This is a genomic window from Wigglesworthia glossinidia endosymbiont of Glossina morsitans morsitans (Yale colony), from assembly GCF_000247565.1.
GTDB lineage: Bacteria > Pseudomonadota > Gammaproteobacteria > Enterobacterales > Enterobacteriaceae > Wigglesworthia > Wigglesworthia glossinidia_B.
This window is the reverse complement of record NC_016893.1, coordinates 457,158-483,057: the sequence shown is the minus strand read 5'-3', so window position 1 is coordinate 483,057 and position 25,900 is coordinate 457,158. Positions and strand designations below refer to the sequence as shown.

Genomic DNA, 25,900 nt, shown 5'->3' with positions numbered 1-25,900 from the left:
TTGTTCGTAAATATAAATTATACATCACTGTAATAAGTTTTTAAGAACGTTTCATCATTTCAAAAAATTCATTATTAGTTTTTGTCATAGATAATTTATTCATCAAAAATTCCATACCGTCAATTTCATTCATAGGATGAATAATTCTTCTTAGAATCCACATTTTCTGTAGTTCTTCAGTGCTAGTTAGTAATTCTTCTTTTCTTGTCCCGGATCTGTTGTAATCAATAGCAGGAAATACACGTTTTTCAGCTATTTTTCTTGATAAATGTAGTTCCATGTTACCGGTTCCTTTAAATTCTTCATATATAACTTCATCCATTTTGGATCCAGTATCAATTAATGCTGTGGCAATAATTGTTAAGCTACCGCCTTCTTCCATATTTCTAGCAGCTCCAAAAAATCTTTTTGGACGATGTAATGCATTAGCATCTACTCCCCCGGTCAATACTTTTCCGGATGCAGGTACTACCGTGTTATATGCACGCGCTAATCTTGTAATTGAATCTAGCAAAATAATGACATCTTTTTTATGTTCTACTAATCTTTTTGCTTTCTCAATAACCATTTCAGATACTTGTACGTGACGCGATGCTGGTTCGTCAAAAGTTGATGCAATAACTTCTCCCTTAACTAATCTTTGCATTTCAGTAACTTCTTCGGGACGCTCATCAATTAATAAAACTATTAAAACGCACTCCGGGTAATTATATGAAATACTTTGTGCAATATTTTGTAGCAAGATTGTTTTTCCTGCTTTAGGAGGAGCTACTATCAATCCACGTTGACCTCTGCCAATTGGTGCCGCTAAATCTAGCACTCGTGTAGTAAGATCTTCTGTAGATCCATTGCCTCGCTCCATTTTCAAACGAGAGTTTGCATGTAGAGGTGTTAAGTTTTCAAATAAAATTTTATTACGAGAATTTTCTGGTTTATCGTGATTAACTTCGTCTACTTTCAGTAGTGCAAAATATCGTTCTCCTTCTTTTGGAGGTCTAATTTTTCCAGAAATTGTGTCTCCTGTACGCAAATTAAACCGCCTAATTTGACTAGGAGAAACATAAATATCATCTGGACCGGCAAGATATGAGCTATCACTTGATCGTAAAAATCCAAAGCCATCTTGTAATATTTCTAATACGCCATCGCCAAAAATATCTTCTCCACTTTTAGCGTGTTGTTTTAAGGTAGCAAAAATAATATCTTGTTTACGCATGCGAGCAAGGTTTTCTAATCCCATATTTTCGCCGAGAGTAACTAAGTCTGAAACCGGCTTATTTTTTAGTTCGGTAAGATTCATAATCATGAAATGATGGTGACGGGTATTGATTTATAATCATATTTTAAATCACTTGATATAAAGTTTTTATTCTAATTTTAGAAAAAATTAAAATTTTTTATACTATACTATTTTTACATGAACTTACGTACTGATAAATTTAAACATAATATTAATTATATTTTCAGTATTTTTTTTTAATTTAAGTTTATATAAAAAATTTAAATAAAAAAAATATTTTTACTTTGTTTTTATTTTATATATTTAAATCAATAAACTACAATTTTTTTAAATAGCTATCAATAAAAAATTCTAATTCTTTTTGCGAAGATACTCCAATTTTAGTTCCTAATAAATTTTGATTAAAAAACAATAGTAAAGTGGGTATGCTTCGAATTAGATATTTTTCTTGAATAATTGCATTTTTCTCTATATTTATTTTGACTAATTTTAATTTTTTAACATACTTCTTTGATATATCTTGTAAAATAGGAATCATAGATTTACATGGAGAACACCATTCTGCCCAAAAATCAACTAAAACAGGACTTTTAGATTGTAATACTACTATATTAAAATCATTGTCATTAATTTCTTGAATATTATCTTGATAATCCATCTTAAATCCATTTTTAATAATATTATGATATTATATCATGTATTGATATAGTTAAAATAAAATTTTTATATTATTGAAAACTTTGTTTCATAATAATGTATCTAAATTAGATTTTTCTAAATTTTTATTTAACTTTATAAAAAATTAAAAATCTTATTAATTTTTTTAAAATTTATATCGATGTTTCTTATTTATATATTATGATATAATTAGTTGTATACGATAAATAATTCTAGTTTGCTAAATATAATTAATAGATCAAAAATATTTTAAAAATTAAAATTTATTAAATTTTAAACGAATTTAAGAAAAATTCAACTTTATTTTAATCTACAAATATTTTAAAATTTTTTTATAAGTATTTAAATTTTAAAAATGATATATTCTAATATATATCTAATATTATTATTTACAATTTCGTATGAAAATTCCATGCATAACTGATTTTTATTTAAAAAATAAATCAATATTAATACGTACTGATTTTAATGTTCCAATTCAAAACAACAAGGTTATTTGTGATATACGAATTCAAAAATCTATTGCGACAATAGATTTTGCTTTAAAAAGTCATGCCAAATCTGTAATTGTTGTATCACATCTTGGAAGACCTAAAGACGAAAAATATAATAAAAAATATTCTTTACAACCAATCGTTAAAATATTACAAAAATATATTCATTATCCGGTAAGATTAGTTAGAAACTACTTGAATGGTTTTGAATCACGAAGAGATGAACTTTTAGTATTAGAAAATGTACGCTTTAATAAAGGCGAAAAAAATAACGACATAATATTGTCAAAAAAATACGCTAACTTATGTGATATATTTGTTATGGATGCATTTGGAGCTTCACATCGACTAGAATCATCTACATATGGCATAATTAAATTTGCACCTCAAAGTTGTATTGGGATACTTTTTAAAAAAGAAATAAAATATCTCAAAAAAGTTTTAAGAAATTCAGAACGTCCAGTTGTCACAGTTCTCGGAGGATCTAAAATCGCAACTAAATTTAATGTAATTAAAAAATTATCGAAGATTTCCGATAAAATTATAATTGGAGGCGGAATTGCTAATACGTTTTTATTATCACAAGGATATAGCATTGGAAAATCTTTAAAAGAACTAAATTATATTAAAAAAGCAGAATTTCTTTTAAAAATTCAAGATAATCTTGTATTGCCAAAAGATGTAAAAATTATTAAAAATAATCAATTTTATAATTTAATTGAAAAACCTATCTCAAAAATAGATAATGAAGATTATATAGTAGATATAGGAAAGCGTTCTTGTAAAGAATTTATTAAAATATTAAATACAGCAAAAACAATTTTTTGGAATGGATCTTTAGGATGTTTTGAATTTAATCACCAATGTTCAGGAACTAAAAAAATAGCACAAAATATTGTAAAAAAAAATGTTTTATCTATTATTGGAGGAGGAGAAACAATATTAGCAGCTCATAAATTTGGTATTTTAAATTTATTTTCATATGTATCTACTGGAGGAGGAGCATTATTAAAATTTATTGAAACTCAAACTTTACCAAGCTTATTAGCACTGGAAAATTTGCATATTACATAATATACAATTTCATATACATCTTTTATTTAACTAATTTTATTTAAAGAGCTTAAATTTTTATGCCAAATATTTTAAAATTAATTGGATCCGGAGTAATATTCGGAGATAAAATAAAACAACTATTCACTATTGCAAAAACACAAGGTTTTGCTATACCTGCAATAAACTGTATCGGGACAGATTCAATTAATGCATCCTTAGAAGTTGCTTCTAAATTACGTTCTCCCGTGATTATTCAATTTTCTTATAGTGGAGCATCTTTTATTGCAGGAAAACAAATGAATTCTAAACAAGGATCAATATTAGGCGCAATATCAGGAGCATTGCATGTACATAATATTGCAAAACATTATAATATTCCAGTAATATTGCATACAGATCATTGTTCTAAAGCAATGTTACCGTGGATAGATTCTCTAATAATAGCAGGAGAAAAAAATTTTAAAAATACCGGAAAACCTTTATTTTCATCACATATGATCGATTTATCTTTGGAACCTTTAAAAGAAAATATTAAAATTAGCAGTCAATATTTAAAAAAAATGCGTGAATTAAATATGATGCTTGAAATTGAATTAGGATGTACAGGAGGAGAAGAAGATGGAATAAACAATCAAAATTTACATCATTCCAAGTTATATACTAAACCCGAAGATGTAAAATACGCGTATGAAAATTTAAAAAAAATTGGATCTAATTTTATTATTGCTGCATCTTTTGGCAATTGTCACGGAGTATATCGTTTTGGAAATATTAAATTAAAACCAAAGATTTTAAAATTATCTCAACAATATGTTTCTAAAAAATTTGGTTTAAATAAATATCCGTTGAATTTTGTATTTCATGGTGGATCAGGATCAAGTATTGCAGATATTCAACTTGCAATTAAATATGGAGTAGTAAAAATAAATATCGATACAGATACTCAATGGGCTACTTGGAAAGGAATATTAAACTTTTACAAAAAAAATAAAAATTATTTACAATCCCAACTCGGTAATCCAGAAGGGAAAGATTGTCCAAACAAAAAATTTTATGATCCTAGAAATTGGCTAAGATGTGCACAAATTTCTATGATTAAAAAATTAGAAAAAATATTTTATCAACTCAACGTAGTAAATGTATTATAAATAATAAATATTTTAAAATTAAAATAAACTTTAAAAGTTTTCATGAAAATGAACTTATTATTAAGCAATGATGACGGAATTTATTCGCCTGGATTGCAAAAATTAGCGAAAAAACTAAAAAGTTCTTTTAATCTGCAAGTAATTGCTCCAAATTACGATCGTAGCGGATCTTCACATGCTCTAACTATTAATCAACCATTACGTATTCATCGTTTTTCTAATGGAGATATTACTGTAATTTCAGGTACTCCAGCAGACTGTGTATACTTAGGCGTTAATTTTTTTATGCAACCTAAACCGGATTTTGTTATTTCTGGAATTAACTTAGGATCAAATTTAGGCGATGATGTTTTTTACTCTGGTACTATCGCAGCTGCTTTTGAAGGCAGAGATCTAAAGTATTCTTCTTTTGCAATATCTTTAACTGGTAAGCGCTATCTATGTACTGCCATTAAAATAACATGTAAATTATTAAATGCTATTGCTAAAAATCCACTTAAAAAAAAATATATATTAAATATTAATATACCAGACCTTCCTTTAAAAAAAATTAAAGGTTTTAAAGTTACTAAACTTGGTCGACATTATACAAAACATAAAATAATACAAAAAAAAGATCCGAAAAATAATAAAATTTTTTGGATAGGTGCAAATTTAAAGAACTATGAAGATCGTTCTGATACTGATTTTTACGCTATTAAGCATGGTTACATTTCGGTAACCCCATTATCTTTAAATTTAACGTATCATGAAGCAATAGATCCAATTTTTAAATGGTTTGAAATGTATACATAAGAAAATAAATATTTGTACAATATAATTTTTTTTAAAATAAAAGTAATTTTAATATAAATTTTTACAAAAATTTGTAAATTAATACTTTTTTTAAATTTCCAAATTTTTATATTTTAAATCGTAAAAGATATAATGATTATGAGTTATAAATTTCTATTAATTGTATTATTACATATTAATTTTTATATTAAACCAGTATTTAGTTCTTATTATGATTTAATAAAAAATACATGTTTTAAATATGATTTTTTTAATTTAAACAATACTAATGAAAAAACAAGTGATAAAAAGTCAATATATACAAAAAAAAATTTTTTCTTGATTTTGAAGTAAAAATTCAAAATTATTTTTCTCACTTAACAATTCATAAAAAAGATTTTTTTCATTTTAAAGTTCATTCCGATCGTGTATATACATTAAAAAACTTAATGAACGAATTTATCGTACAAAAAAAATTAAAAACTCAAAAAAAAACAAGAAAAAATATCAGAAAAAAAAATGATATTATATATAAATCAAAGTTTTGGATTTGGCCTTCTAAAGGGAAAATAACGATCCATTCTTCACGTAAAAAATTAGAAATATTCGGAAAATATAATCAGCCCATTTTAGCTGCTCACGAAGGCCAAGTAGTATACGTTGGAAATAATATTAAAGGTTATGGAAACTTAATTATTTTAAAACACAAAAATAATTATTTAAGTATATATGCACATAATAATACTATACTAGTAAGTAAAAAACAAAAAATAAAATCTGGTCAAAAAATAGCTACCATGGGAAAATCTAATTCAAATGAAACAAAATTGTATTTCGAAATACGATATCGAGGTAAAAGTATTGATCCCATGTCTATATTAACAAAAAAATAAGTAAAAATTACAATATTTTTTTAAATTATATAAAAGTAAAATACTTCTACTAATTTACATGCAATAATATTTACTTTTAATAAAAATTATGTAATATGCAATAAACTAATAAATTTTAATATAATTTAATTAATTCATATAATATTAAACAATATAACCGAACTTTATTACTTATTTCATAAAATATGAATATTTTAATAGATGAAAATCTTTCTTTTTTTTTAAGTTGGTTTAAACAGTTAGGTATTATTCAATTAATGCATGGACGCAAAATAATCAAATCAAAATTAAAAGATATTGATATCTTAATTATCAAATCTACGACAACTATTAATAAACAATTATTAAACAATACTAAAATCAAATTTATTGGTAGTGTTACTTCTGGAATTGATCATGTTGATCTTATGTGGTTGAAAAAAAAACAAATACATTTTCATTTTTCTCCTGGATGCAATTCTATTGCGGTAGCAGAATATGTGCTATCATGTTTACTACATTTGTCTATACGCGATAAATTTTTGTTAATTAAAAAAACAGTAGGAATTATCGGAGTAGGTAACATTGGAAAATGTTTAAGTAAAAAATTAAATGCTCTTGGAATTAAAACATTATTATATGATCCATTTGTAAAAAAAATTTTTGATTACAATACTTGGACTCCTCTAGACACACTTATACAAAATGCAGATATCTTAACATTACATGTTCCTTTAACTACACACGGACTATATCCTACAAAACATTTAATTAATGAGAAAATTTTATTAAAATTACCAGATAATTGTATACTAATTAATACTTCTCGCGGTGCTGTTGTAGATAATTTAGCATTGCTCAATATTATGCGTTTGGGCAAACCAATTAAAGTTGTATTAGACGTTTGGGAAAATGAACCAAAAATTTGCTTGGACTTGTTGTCTCGTGTTGATATAGGTACTCCACATATTGCAGGACATAGTATTGAAGGAAAAATTAGAGGAGTAATTACAATATTTAATAAATTATGTAAATTTTTAGGAAAAAAAATACAATTAAAATCATTAAATTCAATTTTAGATTTTTTTTATAAATCCGATATAAATCGTATATCTTTATCAGGAAAATGTAGTCAATCAAAAATTTATTTATTAACTCTTTTAACTAATAATATTTTATACGATGATAATCAATTGAAAAACTATATTCATAAAAAAAATAACTTTGATAATTTACGATCTTCTTATCGAAATCGTCGAGAATGGTCATCTATAAATGTAAAAGTGGATAACGCATATTTTTCACAAATTTTAAAAAAAATAGGATTTAATGCTATATATAACAAAAAATAAATAATAAATATTTTAAATTTCAACAATTTTTTACATAAAAATAAAACATTATTTAAAAAATTTATATTTTTATAAAAAATCAAAATTAAATATTTAAAATTATGCAAAAATTTGCTGCTTGTGTGCAGTATAACGGAAACAAATATTGTGGATGGCAAATACAAAAAAAATCTGCCTCTATTCAAATAGAAATCGAAAATGCTTTAACCAAATTTTCTGGATCTAAAATTACAACATATTGTTCTGGAAGAACAGATGCTAAAGTTCACGCTATTTGTCAAATAATACATTTTTCTACGCATATAATACGTTCTAATCGTCAATGGATGCTAGGAGTCAACACATATTTACCATATGATATTGCAGTTATATGGATAATTCCAGTTAAAAAAAATTTTCATGCACGATATAGTGCAACTTCTAGAAGATACGTATATGTAATATACAATCATATTGTACGTCCTGGTATCTTTCAAGAATACTGCGCTACAGTATTTTTTTCTTTAAATGTAAAAAAAATGCAAAAATCGGCAAACAAACTAATAGGAAAACACGATTTCACTTCTTTTAGAAGTAAAAACTGTCAATCAAAGACCGCTTATCGTATTATACATAATATTAAAATTTTTAAATATGGAAAATATATTTATATTGATATTTGTGCTAATTCATTTGTACATCATATGGTAAGAAATATAGTAGGTACTTTAATCCAAATTGGAAAAGGTGAAAAATCTGAATTTTGGATTTCTGAATTATTAATTTTAAAAGATAGGAAACTTGCCGGACCCACTGCTTCTCCAAACGGCTTATATCTTGCTGAAGTATGTTACCCAAAATTTTTTAAAATTCCTCATATAAATATGAAAATATCTTTTTTTAACCAATTTTTATTTAAAAAATTTATTAATTAAGTTATCTTATTAGAAAACTCGTAGACAATATATATTAATTAAAACAAATTAATAATATTAAATAATACAAAATTTTGTACTAAACGTATTTTACATAACTATACAATTTTATATGAGCTGGATTGAACGTATTTTAAAAAAACATACTATTACAAAAAAAACTAATATTCCAGAAGGGTTATGGACAAAATGTTCTAACTGTAATCAAATGCTATACCGATTAGAATTAGAACGCAATTTAGAAGTATGTCCAAAATGCGATTTTCATATGCGAATACCAGCAAGAAAAAGATTAAAGAACTTTTTAGATCAAAATAACATTTATGAAATTGGTAAAGAACTAGAACCAAAAGACATTTTAAAATTTAAAGATACAAAAAAATATAAAGATCGATTAAATTCTGCACAAAAAATCACACAAGAAAAAGAAGCAATAATAGTAATGGAAGGTACTTTGTACAATATGCCAGTAATCGCTGCGGCATTTGAATTTTCTTTCATAGGAGGTTCTATGTCTTCTATCGTAGGTGCTCGTTTTGTACAAGGAATAAATCAAGCAATAAAAAAAAATTGTCCTATGATATGTTTTTCTGCTAGTGGAGGTGCTCGTATACAAGAAGCTTTAATTTCTCTTATGCAAATGGCAAAGACTAGCGCAGCTTTAGGAAAATTAAAACAGTATAAAATTCCGTATATATCCGTACTGACTGATCCGAGCATGGGCGGAGTCTCTGCAAGCATCGCCATGCTAGGAGACCTAAATATTGCAGAACCAAAAGCTTTAATAGGATTTGCTGGTCCTCGTGTAATTGCACAAACTGTACGAGAAAAGCTACCATCTGGATTTCAAAAAAGTGAATTTTTAATTCAAAAAGGTGCCATTGATTTAATTATTAGAAGACCTAAAATGCGTAAATCACTTGCAAAAATATTAGCAAAAATTACTAATCAACCGGAACCAGATACTAATTCTTAATTGAATACGAAATATTTTTATATAACAAATTATGAAACATGTATTTATACCGAATAATTATTCTAAAATTTCAGATTGGATAAAACATATCGAAAATATACATCATAAAGATATCGATTTAAGACTAGATGGAATATATCATATTGCCTCCAATTTAGGTTTGTTAAAACCAGCACCAGTTGTTATTATTGTTGGAGGAACTAACGGAAAAGGTAGTACGTGTCGTCTAATAGAAACTATTATTTTATATAGCAAAAAAACTGTTGGAGTATATAGTTCACCTCATTTTATAAAGTATAACGAACGTATTCGTGTACAAGGTATACCAATTTCAGATGAAATATGCATTTCAGCAATATCTTATATCAATAAAGCAAGAAAAAAAATATCTATTAGTTATTTTGAATTTACCACATTAGTTGCTTTATCAATTTTTAAATATTTAAAACTAGATGTCGTTATTCTAGAGGTAGGATTAGGAGGAATATTAGATGCTACTAATATTGTTCATTCTGATATTTCAGTAATTACTAATATTGCATTAGAACACACCCAAATTTTGGGTAATACATGCATGCAAATAGCAAAAGAAAAATCTGGAATTTTTCGTACCGGAAAAATAGCAATTTTTGGAGATATTCAAAATGCATTAGAATTAAAAAAATCTGTAGAATATCATAAATCAATACCATACTTTTTAAATACTCATTGGTTTTACAAAAAAAATCCTAAATTTTGGATATGGAGTAATCAAGATTATTCTATAAATCTTCCCTATCCTAATCTTTCAGTGCGAAATGCAGCTACCGCATTAGCCGTTATTCAATCTTTGCCATATTACGTATCACCTCGTTCAATACTGCAAGGATTGCAAACTAAATTAATTGGAAGATTTCAGATTATCAATAAAAAACCTTTAATTATTTTAGATGTAGCGCATAATCCTCATGCGGCTTATTTTTTATCAAAGAAAATAAAAAAAATTAAAAAAAATATTAGATTTCTATATGTCATTATAGGTATGTTACGTGATAAAGACATTAAAAATACATTAAAACACTTTTTAAGTATTGTTAATATATGGTACTGTGTTTCTTTGCTAGAATTTTCTAGAGGAGCTAGTCATGAAGAAATAGTAACGCATTTAGATAATAAAAAAAGTGAAATAAAAAAATTTGATACTGTGCAAAATGCTTGGAAAAACGCAATTAAAAAAGCAAAAAAAAGCGATTGTATATTAATTTTTGGATCATTTCATACCGTAGCATCTATTTTAAAAATAAAATAAGTAAAACATTACAATCTGAAAAAATTAGATACAGTTAATTAAATTTTATTTAAAAATATCGAATAAAAAAAATTTTTTATATTAAATATAAATTTTTATAATTTAACTTTTATTAAAAAAGGAATTCAAACATGATTGCTACCGATTACTTGATCGCTAGCATTATTATATTTTCTGCTTTGATTAGTTTTATCAGAGGATTTGTCAGCGAAATATTTTCCTTAATCATATGGATAACGGCAATTATATTATCGAGTCGTTATTATGATATATTATCTAACATTTTTGTTTTTTTTGAAGAAAAATTTATTAGAAATATATCTTCTATATTTTTAATATTTTTATTTATATTAATAATAGGATCAATAATTAATCATTATTTAAACAATTTTATTAATCAATTTGGATTATCTGATTTAAACAAATTTTTAGGAGTTTGTTTTGGAACATTTCGTGGTATTTTGATAATATCAATACTTATATTTTTTTTAAAAACGTTCACAAAATGTACAGAAAGTATGTATTGGACTAACTCGAAATTGCTTCCTTATTTTAACTACACAACTATATGGTTTATAAAAATTTTAAGTAAATATATAAATTTTATAAAGAACATTTAATGTAAATTATTTTTTAGAAGGAAATAACTATTATGTGCGGTGTTGTTGGAATTGTAGGAAATCATGCAATTGCTCAATCTATATACGATGCTTTAACGGTGTTACAACATCGAGGACAAGATTCAGCGGGCATTACTACTATGGATCAACATAACTTTTTTCGTATACATAAATCTAGTGGCTTAGTAAGAGATGTATTTAATGTAAATGATCTTAATCGATTAAAAGGTAATATGGGAATTGGTCATGTACGTTATCCTACTTCAGGAGAAAATAGCATATACGAAGTTCAGCCATTTTACGTAAACTCACCATTTGGCATTACTCTTGCACATAATGGAAATTTAGTAAATACAAATAGCTTAAGAAAACAACTATTTGAAACGCAACGACGTCACATGAATACTGCATCTGATTCAGAAGTACTATTAAATATTTTTGCTTCCGAACTAGATCAATTTCAACACTACCCTATAACATCTGAAAACATTTTTTCTGCAATTTCTAAAACTCATCAAAGAGTCCAAGGCGCATATTCTTGTGTAGGTATGATTATTGGACATGGATTATTTGCTTTTAGAGATCCTAATGGAATTCGTCCGTTAGTTATTGGAGAACGTAAAATAAATTATAATAAAACTGAATATATTATTGCATCCGAAAGTGTTGCATTAGACATATTAGGATTTAAACACTTAAGAGATGTTGCTCCAGGAGAAGGTATATTTTTAACTTATTCTGGACAACTAATTACAAAACAGTGTTCTATATCATCTAAGTATTGTCCATGTTTGTTTGAATATGTTTATTTTGCTAGACCAGATTCGATTATTGATAAAATATCAGTGTATACTGCAAGAATAAAAATGGGTCAAATTTTAGGAAAAAAAATATCTAAAGAATGGAAAAATCTTTCAATTGATGCTATTATTCCAATTCCAGAAACATCATGTGATACTGCGTTAGAAATTGCTAGAATCTTAAAAAAACCGTATCGTCAAGGTTTTGTAAAAAATAGATATGTAGGTCGCACATTTATCATATCTAATCCAAATATAAGAAAAAAATCAATACGCTATAAATTTAATGTAAATAAAGCTGAATTTTATAAAAAAAAAGTATTACTAGTAGACGATTCAATTGTACGAGGCAATACTTCACGGCAAATTGTAGAAATGGCACGTGATGCAGGAGCTGTTAACGTATATTTAGCATCCGCTGCACCAGAAATTCGATTTCCCAATCTTTATGGAATTGATATTCCAAATTCTTCTGAACTTATTGCATATCAAAAATCACTAAATGAAATTCGTATTGCAATTGGAGCAGATGCTTTGATTTTTCAAAACTTAAGCGATTTAGAAAATAAATTAAAAAAATATAATCCTCAAATAAAAAATTTTGAATCATCGATATTTAATGGAATTTATCCTGCTTAATAAGAATGAAATGATTAATAATTTTTTATGTGATACAGTAAGGTACTAAAATTTATTTTTCTTTAATATGCAAAACTTAATTATTGGTATTAGCGGTGCAAGTGGAATTATTTATGGAATTCGTTTATTAAAGATCTTAAAAATCACAAAAAAAATTTCTATACATTTAATTGTTACTAAATCGGCTAAAAAAACACTATTTTTAGAAACCAATTACTCCTTAAAAGAAATAAATAGTATGGCGAATGTTATACACAATATTCACGATATTTCTGCTAATATTAGTTCCGGATCGTATAAAACTATTGGAATGATCATTATTCCTTGTACTATAAAAACTTTATCTGGAATTGTGAATAGCTATAATGATTCGTTATTAATACGCGCAGCAGATGTTGTATTAAAAGAAAAAAGAAAATTAGTACTCTCTGTTAGAGAAACTCCTTTACATACAGGTCACTTAGATCTTATGCTTCGTGCATCTAAGATTGGAGCTATAATTATGCCTCCAACTCCTGCATTTTATCATAATCCTAAAACACTTGATGATATTATAAATCATACCGTAATTAGAATTTTAGATCAATTTCATTTAAGTATTGCAGATAATCTTATAAAAAGATGGAGTGGAAAAAAAATTATATAACTCTAATTTTTATATTTTTCTGTATAGCTTATTAAAATGTTTATTTTAAAAAATAAAGCATTTATTTCATTTGCCCAAGGCGGGACTCGAACCCGCATAGCTAAAAAAGCCGAGGGATTTTAAGTCCCTTGTGTCTACCGATTTCACCACCTGGGCAAAATAGATACTTACCTAGGCGCGTCTCGGAATTGAACCGAGATGAATGGATTTGCAATCCATTGCATACACCATTCTGCCAACGCGCCTGTTTCGAAAACTGAAACTAATAGCGGAAGACGAGATTTGAACTCGCGACCTCAACCTTGGCAAGGTTATGCTCTTCCTCTGAGCTACTTCCGCTAATTTAATTATACACAAATATAATAATTATTATGAACTAATAAATAAAAATCATCAAGAGTAATTTTAATTTTCAAACAAATCTCTCCAAGCAATGTAAAAATATTTCAACATAGACCAAAACGCTAAAATAGCAGCTGTATATAATGCTAATATACCAATGATTATAATGCTATAAGTTTCTTTCCAAAGAAGCGCAAAAATTGCTAACATTTGTATACCAGTTTTTAACTTTCCTAAAACAGAAACTGCAAGCATATTATTTTTTCCTAATTCTGCCATCCATTCCCTTAAAGAAGCAATAATAATTTCTCTTGTAATCATAATAGAAGAAGGTAATGTAATCCAAAAAGAATGAAAATATTCGATAATTAATATTAATCCGATTACTACTATAATTTTATCAGCTACTGGATCAAGAAAAGCACCAAAGCAAGTAGTTTGATTTAAGCGACGTGCTAAAAATCCGTCAAACCAATCTGTAAGTGCTGCTAATATAAAAATTATTGCAGAATACAATGAAGCATCTTTACATGGAAGATAAAAAACAATAATAAATAAAGGTATGATACTTAATCGAAATAAAGTAAGGTAAGTTGGTATATTTAAACGCATATGATTCGTTAAAAATAATTTTTTAAGTTAATACTAAGTATTTCTTATATTTTTGTCATTAATATTTAATTATAATTTCTTAGATTGTTATCTATATGTACAATTTATAATTTTAAAGTAAATAAATTTAATTTTATAAATAACATTAAAATTTAAATTTGTTTTATATGAAAGTTTTTACTAAAAAAATAATATTTGAAAATTAGAATTTTGGTTTGATATATTTATAATATATCTTAAAAAGACATTTAGATTTTATATTTTTAATGATATGTTTACGAATAAATTTCAAATTTTTAACTAAAAGTTATTAGTATATATAAGTATTATATATAAATAAAATTATTTATTTAATAAAATTCATGTTTTGTTATAAAATTTAAATTCAATTATGTCGATATTTTTATTAAAAATTATTTTATGTAAATTATTTAATACAGAAAAAAATTGTTTTATTTTATATCAATTTACAAAATTAAAAGTTGCTAGTATTAATTTAATATTATAAAATAATATTGTTTTTATTCATTATATAGTAAACTGAAATTTAATGTAATGTATACATTTTATATAAATAAAAAAATTTTAAAATTTAATAAAATATTTAATAAATAAAAGGATATCATGAATCAATCATTATTTACATCTGAATCTGTATCAGAAGGACATCCAGATAAAATAGCAGATCAAATTTCTGATGTAATTTTGGATGCTATCTTAACACAAGATACGCAAGCAAGAGTTGCGTGTGAAACATATGTAAAAACTGGAATCGTTTTAGTTGGTGGAGAAATCCATACAAATGCAAAAATTGATATTGAAAAATTAATACGAAATACCATTCGAAATATTGGATATATTCATTCTAATATGGGATTCGATGCTAACTCTTGTGCTATATTAAATAATATCAGTAAACAGTCCGAAGATATTGTAATTGGATTAGATAAATTTCATACTGTACATCAAGGTGCTGGCGATCAAGGAATAATTTTTGGATATGCCACCAATGAAACTGATGCATTTATGCCAGCGCCAATTGCTTATGCAAACAAATTAATGCTCAAACAATCTATAGTAAGAAAAAAAAATATTTTGCCTTGGTTACGGCCAGATGCTAAAAGTCAAGTTACTTTCATATATGAAAATAAAAAAATTATTGGAATTGATACAGTAGTTTTTTCTACACAACATTCTGAAGATGTAACACTTACTGATTTGCGATCAGGAATTATGGAAGAAATTATTCAACCAACATTACCAAAAAAATGGATTACTAAAAAAACAAAATATTTTATAAATCCTACTGGAAGATTCGTAATTGGTGGTCCAATGGGAGATTGCGGATTAACTGGAAGAAAAATAATAGCAGATACATATGGAGGTATGGCACGTCATGGAGGCGGTTCACTTTCCGGAAAAGATCCATCTAAAGTCGATCGTTCTGCAACGTATGCTTTACGATATATAGCAAAAAATATTGTTGCATCAGGATTAGCTGAATGTTGCGAAATCCAAATTTCATATGCAATTGGCGTATCTCATCCAATTTCTATGTCTGTAGAAACTTTTGGAACGCAAAAAATTTCTAATAAAAGTTTGATATACTTAATTAATAAATATTTTGACTTACGCCCATATGGAATCATAAAAATGTTGGGTTTACTTAGACCTATTTATCAAGAAACTTCGGTATATGGACATTTTAGTAAAAGTCATTTTCCTTGGGAAAAAATTGATAAAGCACAATTATTACGTGATTTTTAGGGTATAAAGTAAATAAATTCATATATTCTCTGATTTTTTAAACTTTAGAAGCTATGCTTGGAATAAGTTTGATTTAAAAATACTTTAAATATTACTTTTGATTAAAATAAATGCAATAAAAAATTTTTAATATAATTAATGTTTTTACATTTCTAAAAAAAATCCTAATTAAAATTGATCAAAAAATCTAAAATAAATTTATTTGAGAAATATATGTCAAAATTTACGAAAGAAGCTTTGCAAGTGAAACATGCATTGATATCTCAAGGTTTAGAAAATCCTTTTTTTAATTGTTTTAAAGATATAAAACAAAAAAAAGTATTGATTGCCAAATACATTCAAAAAATTATGAAGCTTTTGAATTTAAATTTAACTAACGATAGTTTGTCGCAAACACCATTGCGAATTGCACGAATGTATATAGAAGAAATTTTTTCTGGATTGAATTATGCTAATTTTCCTAAAATAACTGTTATAAAAAATATAACAAAAATTAACGAGATGATTATTATAGACGATATCATTTTTCATAGTATATGTGAGCATCATTTCTTAGTTTTTGAAGGAAAAGCAACTGTTGCTTATATTCCCGAATACGTCTTAATTGGTTTATCTAAAATAAATCGAATTGTCAATTTTTTTTCTAAACGTCCTCAAATACAAGAACGACTTACACGTCAAATTTTAATTGCTTTGCAAATTTTACTCAGTACAAAAAACGTAGCAGTTTCAATACGCGCTCGTCATTTTTGTGTAAGAGCGCGAGGAATTAAAGATTCTGAAAGTAACACAAAAACATTAGCGTTTGGTGGCAAATTTCGTGATCAATTGCATTTGAGAAATGAATTTTTACAAATTACTAATAATAGTAAATTATAACTTATATTAATTTGATTGAGAATGTTTATTTCCAAACTTTGTAAAAATGATGTACCGGACCATTCCCGTGTCCAATTTTTAATTGATTTGCGTTTAATATAGCGCCTGTTAACCATTTTTTTGCTAATTTAATGGTAGTTTCCCAATTTTTACATTTTGGACGTAAAGCAGCTAATGCAGCAGATAAGGTACATCCTGTACCATGAGTATTTTTAGTGAAGATGCGATCTGTATTAAATCTAATTTCATTTTCTTTACTAATAAACCAATCCGGACTATTTTTAGTATTTAAATGTCCTCCCTTTATCAAAACTGATTTACATCCATATTTCAAAAGAGATCTGCCTTGCTCTTGCATTTGTTTTTCATTACATGCTGTAGGTCGACTTAATAATAATCCTGCTTCTAATAAATTTGGTGTAATAATAGATGCATGAGGTATTAAGGTATTTTTTAAAAGATTTTCTGCTTCTTGATTTAACAATCTAGAACCATCTTTTGCAAAAATTACTGGATCTAATACAATCCATGGAACAAAACACTTTTGAAGTTTTTCAGAAATTATATGAATAACAGAAGATTTTAAAATCATACCGATTTTAATCGCACTAATTTTTAGATCACTAATTACGGAGTCTATTTGACTTATTATGCACTTTTCTGAAACAGAAAAAATTTTTTGTATTCCAAGAGTATTTTGAGATACTAAAGATGTGATAACGGAGGCTCCATAAACGCCTAGCGCTGCAAACGTTTTTAAATCTGCTTGCATGCCGGCACCTCCGCTTGGATCTGTTCCAGAAATAGATAAAATCTGATAAATTTTTTCCATTTTAATTTATTTATTTAGTTAATATAATTATTTTTATATAAAATAAATGATATTTTAAATTTTTAAATGTATATTAAGATTGAATTTAATATGTTAAGTAAATATAAAACTTTTTAAGTTTTTATTCAAGTTTGAATAAATATTATATATTATTAATAAATAAAATTTAATTTTAAATACTCAAAATAAATAAAATTTAATATGACAAATTGCTATTTAATGTTTCCTCAATATAATCCTATACTTTTTTCTTTTGGCATATTTTCTATTCATTGGTATGGAATAATGTATTTAATAAGTTTTTATTTTATAATGTGGTGTGCAAGTAAGCGCATAGATCTAATTCATTTAAATAAAAAAAAAATAGAAAATATACTGTATTATTCTTTTTTAAGCGCCGTAATTGGTGGAAGACTTGGATATGTACTATTATATAAGATAAATATGTTATTTTTAGATCCATATTACATATTTAAAATATGGGAAGGTGGAATGTCATTTCACGGTGGTTTAACTGGAGCTATTTGTGCAATGTATTATTTTTCAAAAAGATATCGATATCAATTTTTTAAAATAACTGATTTTTTTGCGCCTTTAGTACCATTCGGATTAGGTGCCGGAAGGATAGGAAACTTTATTAACGGTGAATTATGGGGAAGAGTAAATACATCTTTTTGTTTAACTATGTTATTTCCTAATTCAAGATCAGAAGATCTTGAATTACTTAAAACTAATCCTCAATGGCAAATAATTTTTGACAAATATCATGTTTTACCAAGACATATGTCACAAATATATGAAATGTTTTTAGAAGGCGTATTATTATTTATAATACTTAATTGTTTTGTGAAAAAATGCAAACCGACAGGATATATTTCTGGATTATTTTTGTTATTATATGGACTTTTTAGAACAATAGCAGAGTTTTTTCGACAGCCAGATCCTCAGATAGGATTGTTATTTAATTATTTAAGTTTAGGTCAAATATTATCTTTTCCTATGATTTTTATCGGAATTATATTAATTGTATATTCATCTTGTAATATTAAAAGAAAATTAAAATAAAAATGAAACAATACTTGAATTTATTAAATTTTACTTTACATCATGGTTTTGAAAAAAAAGATCGTACTAAAATAGGCACTCTATCTATTTTTGGACATCAAATACGAATAAGTTTAAAACATGGATTTCCTTTGTTAACTACAAAGTATTGTCATTTTAAATCAATAGTATATGAATTGTTATGGTTTTTAAATGGAGATACAAATATTTCGTACTTAAATAAACATAAAGTATCTATTTGGGATGAATGGGCTGATTTCCAAGGAAATTTAGGACCGATATATGGAAAACAATGGAGATCTTGGAATGTTGATAATTTTTCTACAATTGATCAAATATCGATTGCTTTGTATCAATTAAAGCATACTCCAGAATCTAGAAGAATCTTAGTTTCTTCCTGGAATGTTAGCGATTTAAAATTTATGGCGCTTCCTCCATGTCATGTCTTATTTCAATTTTATGTTGTGAATGATACTTTATCTTGTCAAGTATATCAGCGATCCTGTGATATTTTTCTTGGTTTGCCATTTAATTTAGCTAGCTATGCTTTGCTATTACATATGTTTGCGCAACAATGCGATCTTGATATTGGAGAATTAATTTGGACTGGAGGCGATATACATTTGTATAAAAGTCATTTAGAACAAGCTAAATTACAAATAAATCGTACACCTTTTCGATCACCTAAAATTTCATTAGTGAAAAAACCGAAATCTTTATTTAATTACAAATTTGAAAATTTTCATTTAATGAATTATCGTTATCATCCTAAAATAAAAGCACCAATAGCAATATAAAATTTAAATTTTTAAATTATTTTTATTCCAATTATAATTTAAACTATATTTTTAGTTTTTTTATTTAAAAAATCAGTAATAGTTCCAGAAAACATTTCAGATGCTCTTCCAATAGATTCATGTAGCGTTGGATGCGCATGAATTGTTAAAGCAATATCATTCACGTCGCAACCCATTTCAATTGCCAAACTAATTTCGCCGAGAATTTCACTGCTATTACAACCGACTACAGCGCCTCCAATAATTCTTTTTGTATCTTTATGAAAGATTAATTTAGTCATACCATTGTAACCAGAAGACACTGCTCTTCCTAAAGCACTCCAAGGGAAAGTAGAAGATTCATATGATAATTTGTTTATTTTTGCTTCTTTTTCTGTAATTCCAACCCAAGAAACTTCTGGATAAGTATATGCAATTGATGGAATTACTTTAGGATCAAAGTAGTGTTTTTCTCCATAAATAACTTCTGCTGCTATGTGACCTTGATACATTCCTTTATGAGCTAACATAGGTTGTCCAATAACATCTCCAATAGCGTAAATATGTGGTATATTGGTACGCATTTGATTATCCACTTTTATATATCCTGATTTATCTACTTCTACTCCAATATCCTGAACATTAATCAATTTTGAATTTGGACTACGACCTATAGAAAATAAAACCGCATGAAATGACATATTTGTTATTTTATTATTTTTAGTATTATTCAATTCTACTTGAACATGATTATTCGAGGTGCGTAGATTATTAATTTTAGTATTTAACATAATATTAAATTTATGTTTTATATTTTTATAAAAACTCTCTATTACGTCTGAATCGGCTGCAGAAATGATTTGTTCAGATATTTCGGAGATATATATTTCTGATCCTAACGCATGATAAATAGTTGCCATTTCTAAACCAATAATGCCGCCTCCAACAATTAGTAATCTTTTTGGAATAAAACTAATTTTTAAAGCATCTGTAGAATCCCAAATTTTTTCGTTTGGTTCTTTAATAAGAGTTTGTTGTATTGGTTTTGATCCTACTGCAATAATAGCTTGATCAAAGTTTAATGTAATTGTTTTTTCATGATTTTTTATGCTTAATATATGTGAATCTACAAAATTTCCATAACCATGTATAATTTCGACTTTTCTAGCATTTGCCATTGATTTCAAACCATTAGTAAGTTTTAAGATAATTTCAGATTTCCATTGTCTCATTTGAAATAAATCTATTTTAGGTTTGTTAAATAATATTCCTGCATTTTTTAACATCTTTGTTTCATTTAAAATTTGTGCAATATGTAACAATGACTTAGATGGAATACATCCAACATTTAAGCATACACCACCTAACGCAGAAAATTGTTCAATCAAAACTGTTTTTAGTCCTAAATCTGCACAGCGAAATGCAGCAGAATATCCGCTTGGACCCGATCCAAGCACTACAACTTGGGTTTTAATAACATTTGTATTCATATGTAAGCCTTAATTTCTATTAAAAGTTAATTGTATTTAATTTTTTAAAAAAATCATAGAAATCACAATATTAGTAATCTAATATCAGATATAAGGTTTTTAAAAAAATTAATAAATTTAGCACCTTCTACGCCATCGATGACGCGATGATCATAAGATAAAGATAATGGCAACATTAATTTGGGCACAAAAGTATCGCCGTTCCAAATAGCTTGTATACTCGCCTGAGAAATTCCTAAAATTGCTACTTCTGGAGCGTTAATAATTGGAGTAAATTCTTTTCCTCCAATACCTCCTAGATTAGATATTGTAAAACATCCACCTTTCATATCTTTATTGGACAATATTCCTGATCTAGCTTTTTTTGCAATATTTGATATCTCTTGAGAGATTTCTAGAATCCCTTTTGAATCCGCATTAAAAATTATGGGTACCATTAATCCTTGTTCTGTATTTACAGCAATACCGATATTAAAATATTTTTTCAAAAATATTTTTTTTTGATCTTGAGATAAAGAACTATTAAATTGAGGATACTCTTTCAAAGTTGCAATAACAGCTTTAATAACAAAAGATAAAATTGTAATTTTTATTTTATTTTTTTTTTGTAATATAATATTTTGATTTTTTCTAAAAATTTCTAATTCATGAATATCTGCCTGATCAAATTGTGTTACATGTGGGATATTTTTCCAATTTTTAGATAAATTTTTTCCAGAAACTTTTTTTATTTTCGTCAATTCTTGAATTTCAATTTTTCCATATACTTCGTACTGTGAATCTTCTGAAAAACTTTGAACATTTTTCGTATTTTGACTCAGTTGATTATTTTCATAAATATTAATATATTTCTCAAGATCTGTAGGTAAAATTCTTCCTTTACGACCGCTACCGTGTATATGAGATAAATTAATATTATATTTTAATGCAATGCGTCTTATTAATGGACTAGCATATATTTGATTATTTTGAATTATGGTTTTTAACAAATTTTTTGGTTTTTTTTCAAAAATTTTAGAAACATAAATATCATAAAGTAATGTGTCAGGGTCAACGTGATCACCAGCTTTAATTTGAACATTTTTTACTATTCCAGAAATTGTTGATAAAATTTTTCTAGTTCCTTTGCAATCTTGAATAATTAAAATAGGAGAATTAATTTTTATATTATTTTCTTCATGAATTGATACACGTATAATTTCGGCACGATTCAATATTCCTAATTCACTAGCATATATTTTTTTAAACTCTTCATGTTTAGAATCAAGTAATTTTTTTTCAACTTTTTTTAGCATTTTTTTGGCAATAAATTTATCATTTTTATCAGTTTTTTCAAAAAACATAATTTCTTGATTAGTAGATACTTTATCTCCAATTTTTACCATAATTTTTTTTAAAATCCCTGAGATAGGAGAAGGGATTTGCATAGATGCTTTATCTCCTTCAACTGTAATCAGTGCTTGTTCTTTCTTAATTTTATCTTCTATTTTTACTAATATTTCTGTTACTTCTGCATCTTCTATCCCGATATCTGGAATTTTAACCACGGTATTCATCTGTTATCCTTTATTAAACTAAACGGGGATTGATTTTATCGACATCAATATTAAAAGTTTTAATTGCTTGCACTACAATTTCTGATGTTATACTATGTGCTTCATATAAAGCACTTAAGGCATTAACAACAATATATCCTGAATTAATTTCAAAATGTTTACGTAAATTTTCTCGACTATCAGAGCATCCAAATCCGTCAGTACCTAATACTTTGAAAATATTTGACGGAATAAAATTCCTGATTTGCTCCGCAAATAATTTAATGTAGTCTGTAGATGCTACAACGGGAGCGGCGTTCATAATTTGACTAATATATGGTATACGCGGTTCTTTCGTTGGATGCAACGTATTCCATCTCATGCAGTCTTGTCCATTACGTGCTATTTCAGTCAATGAAGTCGCGCTGTACACATCGACACTAATACTATATTTTTCATATAAAATTTGAGCTGCTTTTCTCACTTCTCTTAATATTGCACCTGATCCAATTAATTGGACTTTTTTACTTCCAGAATAAAAAGATTCTAATTTATATATACCTCTACAAATTCCTTCTTCTACTCCACTTGGAATAGATGGCATATAATAATTTTCATTTAAAGTAGTAATGTAATAAAAAATATTTTCAGGATTTATACCATACATTCGTTGCAAACCGTTCTGTATGATAACGGCTAATTCATATACATATGTTGGATTATAAGAAATACAATTAGGAATTACTAAAGATTGGATGTGGCTATGTCCATCTGCATGTTGTAATCCTTCTCCATTTAAAGTAGTTCGTCCAGATGTAGCGCCAATTAAAAAACCTCTTGCTCCCTGATCGCTTGCAGACCATATCAAATCTCCAACTCTTTGAAATCCAAATATTGAATAATAAATATAAAATGGAATCATAGTAATTTTATTAGTGCTATAGGAAGTTGCGGCTGCTATCCATGAAGCAGTTGCTCCTAATTCGTTAATACCTTCTTGCAAAATTTGTCCTTTTTTTTCTTCTTTATAATATGCTAATTGCTCTTGATCTTGAGGAATATATTTTTGTCCATGTTGATTATAAATTCCAATTTGACGAAATAATCCTTCCATTCCAAATGTACGTGCTTCATCTGCAATAATTGGCACTAAATATTTTGCAATAGATTGATTATTTAGTAAAATATTTAGTATTCGCACAAAACCTATTGTAGTGGAAATATTTTTTTTTTGTTCTTTTAAAAGAGATGAAAAATCTTCAAGTAAAGGTACATGATTAATTGAAGCATAAGTATGTGTTCTTTTAGGTAAATATCCAAACAATTTTTTTCGACAATTGTGTAAATATTCGTATTCTTGAGATTTTTTTTTCAGTGAAATATACGGCATAATACTTAATTGATCATCTTTGATATCGTATAGATCAAATCTATTACGAAAATTTTTTATGCTAGTTTCGTTCATTTTTTTTATTTGATGTGCTATATTTTTCCCTTCTGCCAAGTCTCCCATTCCATATCCTTTCACTGTATGTGTAAGTATTATCACTGGTTTATTTTGAATATTTTTAGCTTTTTTAAAAGCAGCATATATTTTTTTCGGATCATGTCCACCTCTGTTCAAATTCCATATTTCGTCGTCAGTCATATCTTGTACTAGTTGTTGAGTTTCAGGAAACTTTCCAAAAAAATTTTTTCTAATGTATGCTCCATTTTTAGACTTCAAATTTTGATAATCTCCATCGACAGTTTCATTCATTAGTTGAATTAATTTTCCAGATGTATCTCTTTTTAAAAGACTATCCCATTTACTTCCCCAAATTACTCTAATTACTTCCCAGCCTGAACCTTGAAAAAAATCTGTAAGTTCATTAATAACTTTTCCGTTTCCATATACAGGACCATCTAATCTTTGTAAATTGCAGTTTACAATAAAAATTAAATTATCTAATTTTTCACGAGCTGCTATATTAATAGCTCCTTTAGATTCAGGTTCATCCATTTCTCCATCGCCTAAAAAAACATAAACTACTTTTTTTTCGGTATTTTTGATTTTTCTATGATGCAAATATTTAAGAAATTTTGCTTGATAAATTCCGCTTATTGCACCTAGCCCCATAGAAACTGTAGGGAATTGCCAAAAATTTGGCATGAGTTTTGGATGAGGATAAGATGATAATCCGCAACCATTTGTTTCTTGTCTAAAATTATCAAGATGTTCTTTAGTTAAGCGACCTTCAAGAAAAGCACGAGCATAAATGCCCGGTGAAATATGACCTTGAAAATATACTAGGTCTCCTCCATCATTAGATTCAGGCCCGCGAAAAAAATGATTAAAACAAACTTCATAAATAGTTGCAGCAGATTGAAAAGATGATATATGACCTCCTAATTCTAAATTTTTTTGAGAAGCTTTTAAAACCATCATGACTGCATTCCATCTAATTACAGAACGAATGCGACGTTCTAATTGTAAATCTCCTGGATATAGAGGCTCTTCTTCTACAGAAATGCTGTTCACATAATTTTGATTATACATTATTTGATCGTTACAGTTTTTTTTAGCTTCTTGTGAAATTTTATCAATTAAGTACTGTGCTCTTAAAATTCCATCAGATTTAATTACTGCTTGAATAGATTCTATCCATTCGTGCGTTTCGCTAATATCTATATCGTAATATGAATGCTTTGACATAATTGAATGCTCCTAAAATTTTTAGAAAATTTTATCTTATTTATATCAATGTCAAATTATGAATGTTATTATTAATATATATATTTTATATTTTTTAGCAATTATTAACATTAATATTTATATTTTATGCAGATATCTATGTGATACAAGAAATTAATTTAACTAAATGATTATGAAAAAAAATTAAAAATATATTTACAAAGAATAATATAACTTATCAATATTAATTATTTAAATACTGTTAAACTAAATTCTATTTATAAAAAAACAAAAATATCAAATAAGAATTAATATCTGTATAAATTATGCTTCGTCGTTTAATTTGATATAGGTTAACAAGTAATTATATTTAGTGATATTTACTAAAAATTATACAAACAATATTTTAGGATAATTTATTGAGTATATTC

22 protein-coding genes and 3 tRNA genes are annotated in these 25,900 nt (G+C 26.4%); 15 read left to right on the top strand and 10 right to left on the bottom strand.

Translation table 11 applies throughout. From position 1 onward, the window contains the following. Positions 1-40: 40 nt before the first annotated feature. Together rho and trxA are read right to left on the bottom strand one after the other, a co-directional pair. On the bottom strand, positions 41-1,300 hold the full coding sequence (rho, locus tag WIGMOR_RS02365; protein ID WP_014354236.1) for a transcription termination factor Rho: 1,260 nt from the start codon (positions 1,298-1,300) through the stop codon (positions 41-43). Between the two features lie 256 nt (positions 1,301-1,556). Further along, entirely contained in the window at positions 1,557-1,898 is a 342-nt protein-coding gene (gene trxA / locus WIGMOR_RS02360; protein ID WP_014354235.1) for a thioredoxin, read from the bottom strand. 421 nt (positions 1,899-2,319) lie between these two features. Here trxA and WIGMOR_RS02355 point away from each other — a divergent pair, with 421 nt between their 5' ends. The 11 genes from WIGMOR_RS02355 to WIGMOR_RS02305 all read left to right on the top strand — a co-directional run bounded on the left by WIGMOR_RS02355 (position 2,320) and on the right by WIGMOR_RS02305 (position 13,497). Continuing rightward, on the top strand, positions 2,320-3,486 hold the full coding sequence (locus WIGMOR_RS02355; protein WP_014354234.1) for a phosphoglycerate kinase: 1,167 nt from the start codon (positions 2,320-2,322) through the stop codon (positions 3,484-3,486). Positions 3,487-3,545: 59 nt separating this feature from the next. Then, on the top strand, positions 3,546-4,616 hold the full coding sequence (gene fbaA, locus WIGMOR_RS02350; protein ID WP_014354233.1) for a class II fructose-bisphosphate aldolase: 1,071 nt from the start codon (positions 3,546-3,548) through the stop codon (positions 4,614-4,616). Between the two features lie 48 nt (positions 4,617-4,664). Next, entirely contained in the window at positions 4,665-5,411 is a 747-nt protein-coding gene (gene surE / locus WIGMOR_RS02345) for a 5'/3'-nucleotidase SurE (RefSeq protein ID WP_014354232.1), read from the top strand. A gap of 428 nt (positions 5,412-5,839) precedes the next feature. Further along, positions 5,840-6,283, top strand: a complete 444-nt coding sequence (locus tag WIGMOR_RS02340) for a peptidoglycan DD-metalloendopeptidase family protein (protein ID WP_050812770.1) — start codon at positions 5,840-5,842, stop codon at positions 6,281-6,283. Between the two features lie 185 nt (positions 6,284-6,468). Continuing rightward, positions 6,469-7,614 carry a 4-phosphoerythronate dehydrogenase gene (locus WIGMOR_RS02335; protein ID WP_014354231.1) on the top strand — a complete coding sequence of 382 codons (1,146 nt, stop codon included), beginning with the start codon at positions 6,469-6,471 and terminating at the stop codon, positions 7,612-7,614. Positions 7,615-7,715: 101 nt separating this feature from the next. Next, positions 7,716-8,528: a tRNA pseudouridine(38-40) synthase TruA gene (truA, locus tag WIGMOR_RS02330; protein WP_014354230.1), complete on the top strand. Its 813-nt coding sequence runs from the start codon at positions 7,716-7,718 to the stop codon at positions 8,526-8,528. A gap of 112 nt (positions 8,529-8,640) precedes the next feature. Then, complete coding sequence (accD, locus tag WIGMOR_RS02325; RefSeq protein ID WP_014354229.1) at positions 8,641-9,504, top strand: acetyl-CoA carboxylase, carboxyltransferase subunit beta; 864 nt, start codon at positions 8,641-8,643, stop codon at positions 9,502-9,504. Between the two features lie 31 nt (positions 9,505-9,535). Then, positions 9,536-10,792 carry a bifunctional tetrahydrofolate synthase/dihydrofolate synthase gene (folC, locus tag WIGMOR_RS02320; RefSeq protein WP_014354228.1) on the top strand — a complete coding sequence of 419 codons (1,257 nt, stop codon included), beginning with the start codon at positions 9,536-9,538 and terminating at the stop codon, positions 10,790-10,792. A 131-nt stretch (positions 10,793-10,923) separates the two neighbouring features. Further along, a complete protein-coding gene (locus WIGMOR_RS02315) occupies positions 10,924-11,412 on the top strand; it encodes a CvpA family protein (protein WP_014354227.1) in 489 nt (162 codons plus the stop codon). Positions 11,413-11,444: 32 nt separating this feature from the next. Continuing rightward, a complete protein-coding gene (gene purF, locus WIGMOR_RS02310; RefSeq protein WP_014354226.1) occupies positions 11,445-12,851 on the top strand; it encodes an amidophosphoribosyltransferase in 1,407 nt (468 codons plus the stop codon). Between the two features lie 67 nt (positions 12,852-12,918). After that, the gene (locus WIGMOR_RS02305) at positions 12,919-13,497 is read left to right on the top strand and encodes a UbiX family flavin prenyltransferase (protein ID WP_014354225.1); all 579 of its coding nucleotides are present in this window, start codon (positions 12,919-12,921) and stop codon (positions 13,495-13,497) included. A 71-nt stretch (positions 13,498-13,568) separates the two neighbouring features. Here WIGMOR_RS02305 and WIGMOR_RS02300 read toward each other — a convergent pair. From WIGMOR_RS02300 to pgsA, 4 genes are all read right to left on the bottom strand, one after another. After that, a tRNA-Leu gene (locus WIGMOR_RS02300) sits at positions 13,569-13,653 on the bottom strand. 17 nt (positions 13,654-13,670) lie between these two features. Continuing rightward, positions 13,671-13,742, bottom strand: a tRNA-Cys gene (locus WIGMOR_RS02295). A gap of 22 nt (positions 13,743-13,764) precedes the next feature. Further along, positions 13,765-13,836: transfer RNA gene (locus tag WIGMOR_RS02290), tRNA-Gly, on the bottom strand. Positions 13,837-13,902: 66 nt separating this feature from the next. Beyond that, the gene (pgsA, locus tag WIGMOR_RS02285; RefSeq protein WP_014354224.1) at positions 13,903-14,451 is read right to left on the bottom strand and encodes a CDP-diacylglycerol--glycerol-3-phosphate 3-phosphatidyltransferase; all 549 of its coding nucleotides are present in this window, start codon (positions 14,449-14,451) and stop codon (positions 13,903-13,905) included. 624 nt (positions 14,452-15,075) lie between these two features. Between pgsA and metK the strand changes: the two genes are divergently transcribed. Next, positions 15,076-16,218: a methionine adenosyltransferase gene (gene metK, locus WIGMOR_RS02280; RefSeq protein ID WP_014354223.1), complete on the top strand. Its 1,143-nt coding sequence runs from the start codon at positions 15,076-15,078 to the stop codon at positions 16,216-16,218. Between the two features lie 213 nt (positions 16,219-16,431). Continuing rightward, positions 16,432-17,097 (top strand): GTP cyclohydrolase I FolE, encoded by a 666-nt coding sequence (folE, locus tag WIGMOR_RS02275; RefSeq protein WP_014354222.1) that lies wholly within the window; start codon positions 16,432-16,434, stop codon positions 17,095-17,097. Positions 17,098-17,122: 25 nt separating this feature from the next. On the opposite strand, the gene thiD is transcribed toward folE, so the two are convergent. After that, entirely contained in the window at positions 17,123-17,929 is an 807-nt protein-coding gene (gene thiD, locus WIGMOR_RS02270) for a bifunctional hydroxymethylpyrimidine kinase/phosphomethylpyrimidine kinase (RefSeq protein ID WP_014354221.1), read from the bottom strand. 201 nt (positions 17,930-18,130) lie between these two features. On the opposite strand from thiD, the gene lgt reads away from it, so the two are divergent. Both lgt and thyA read left to right on the top strand, forming a co-directional pair. Next, positions 18,131-18,994, top strand: a complete 864-nt coding sequence (lgt, locus tag WIGMOR_RS02265) for a prolipoprotein diacylglyceryl transferase (protein WP_014354220.1) — start codon at positions 18,131-18,133, stop codon at positions 18,992-18,994. Between the two features lie 2 nt (positions 18,995-18,996). After that, positions 18,997-19,791, top strand: coding sequence for a thymidylate synthase (gene thyA, locus WIGMOR_RS02260; RefSeq protein WP_014354219.1), 795 nt, complete (start codon positions 18,997-18,999; stop codon positions 19,789-19,791). 38 nt (positions 19,792-19,829) lie between these two features. Here thyA and lpdA read toward each other — a convergent pair whose 3' ends face one another. From lpdA to aceE, 3 genes are all read right to left on the bottom strand, one after another. Further along, on the bottom strand, positions 19,830-21,260 hold the full coding sequence (gene lpdA / locus WIGMOR_RS02255) for a dihydrolipoyl dehydrogenase (RefSeq protein ID WP_014354218.1): 1,431 nt from the start codon (positions 21,258-21,260) through the stop codon (positions 19,830-19,832). 62 nt (positions 21,261-21,322) lie between these two features. Further along, positions 21,323-22,816, bottom strand: coding sequence for a 2-oxo acid dehydrogenase subunit E2 (locus tag WIGMOR_RS02250; protein WP_014354217.1), 1,494 nt, complete (start codon positions 22,814-22,816; stop codon positions 21,323-21,325). Positions 22,817-22,829: 13 nt separating this feature from the next. Continuing rightward, positions 22,830-25,490 carry a pyruvate dehydrogenase (acetyl-transferring), homodimeric type gene (gene aceE / locus WIGMOR_RS02245; RefSeq protein ID WP_014354216.1) on the bottom strand — a complete coding sequence of 887 codons (2,661 nt, stop codon included), beginning with the start codon at positions 25,488-25,490 and terminating at the stop codon, positions 22,830-22,832. Positions 25,491-25,900 lie beyond the last annotated feature (410 nt).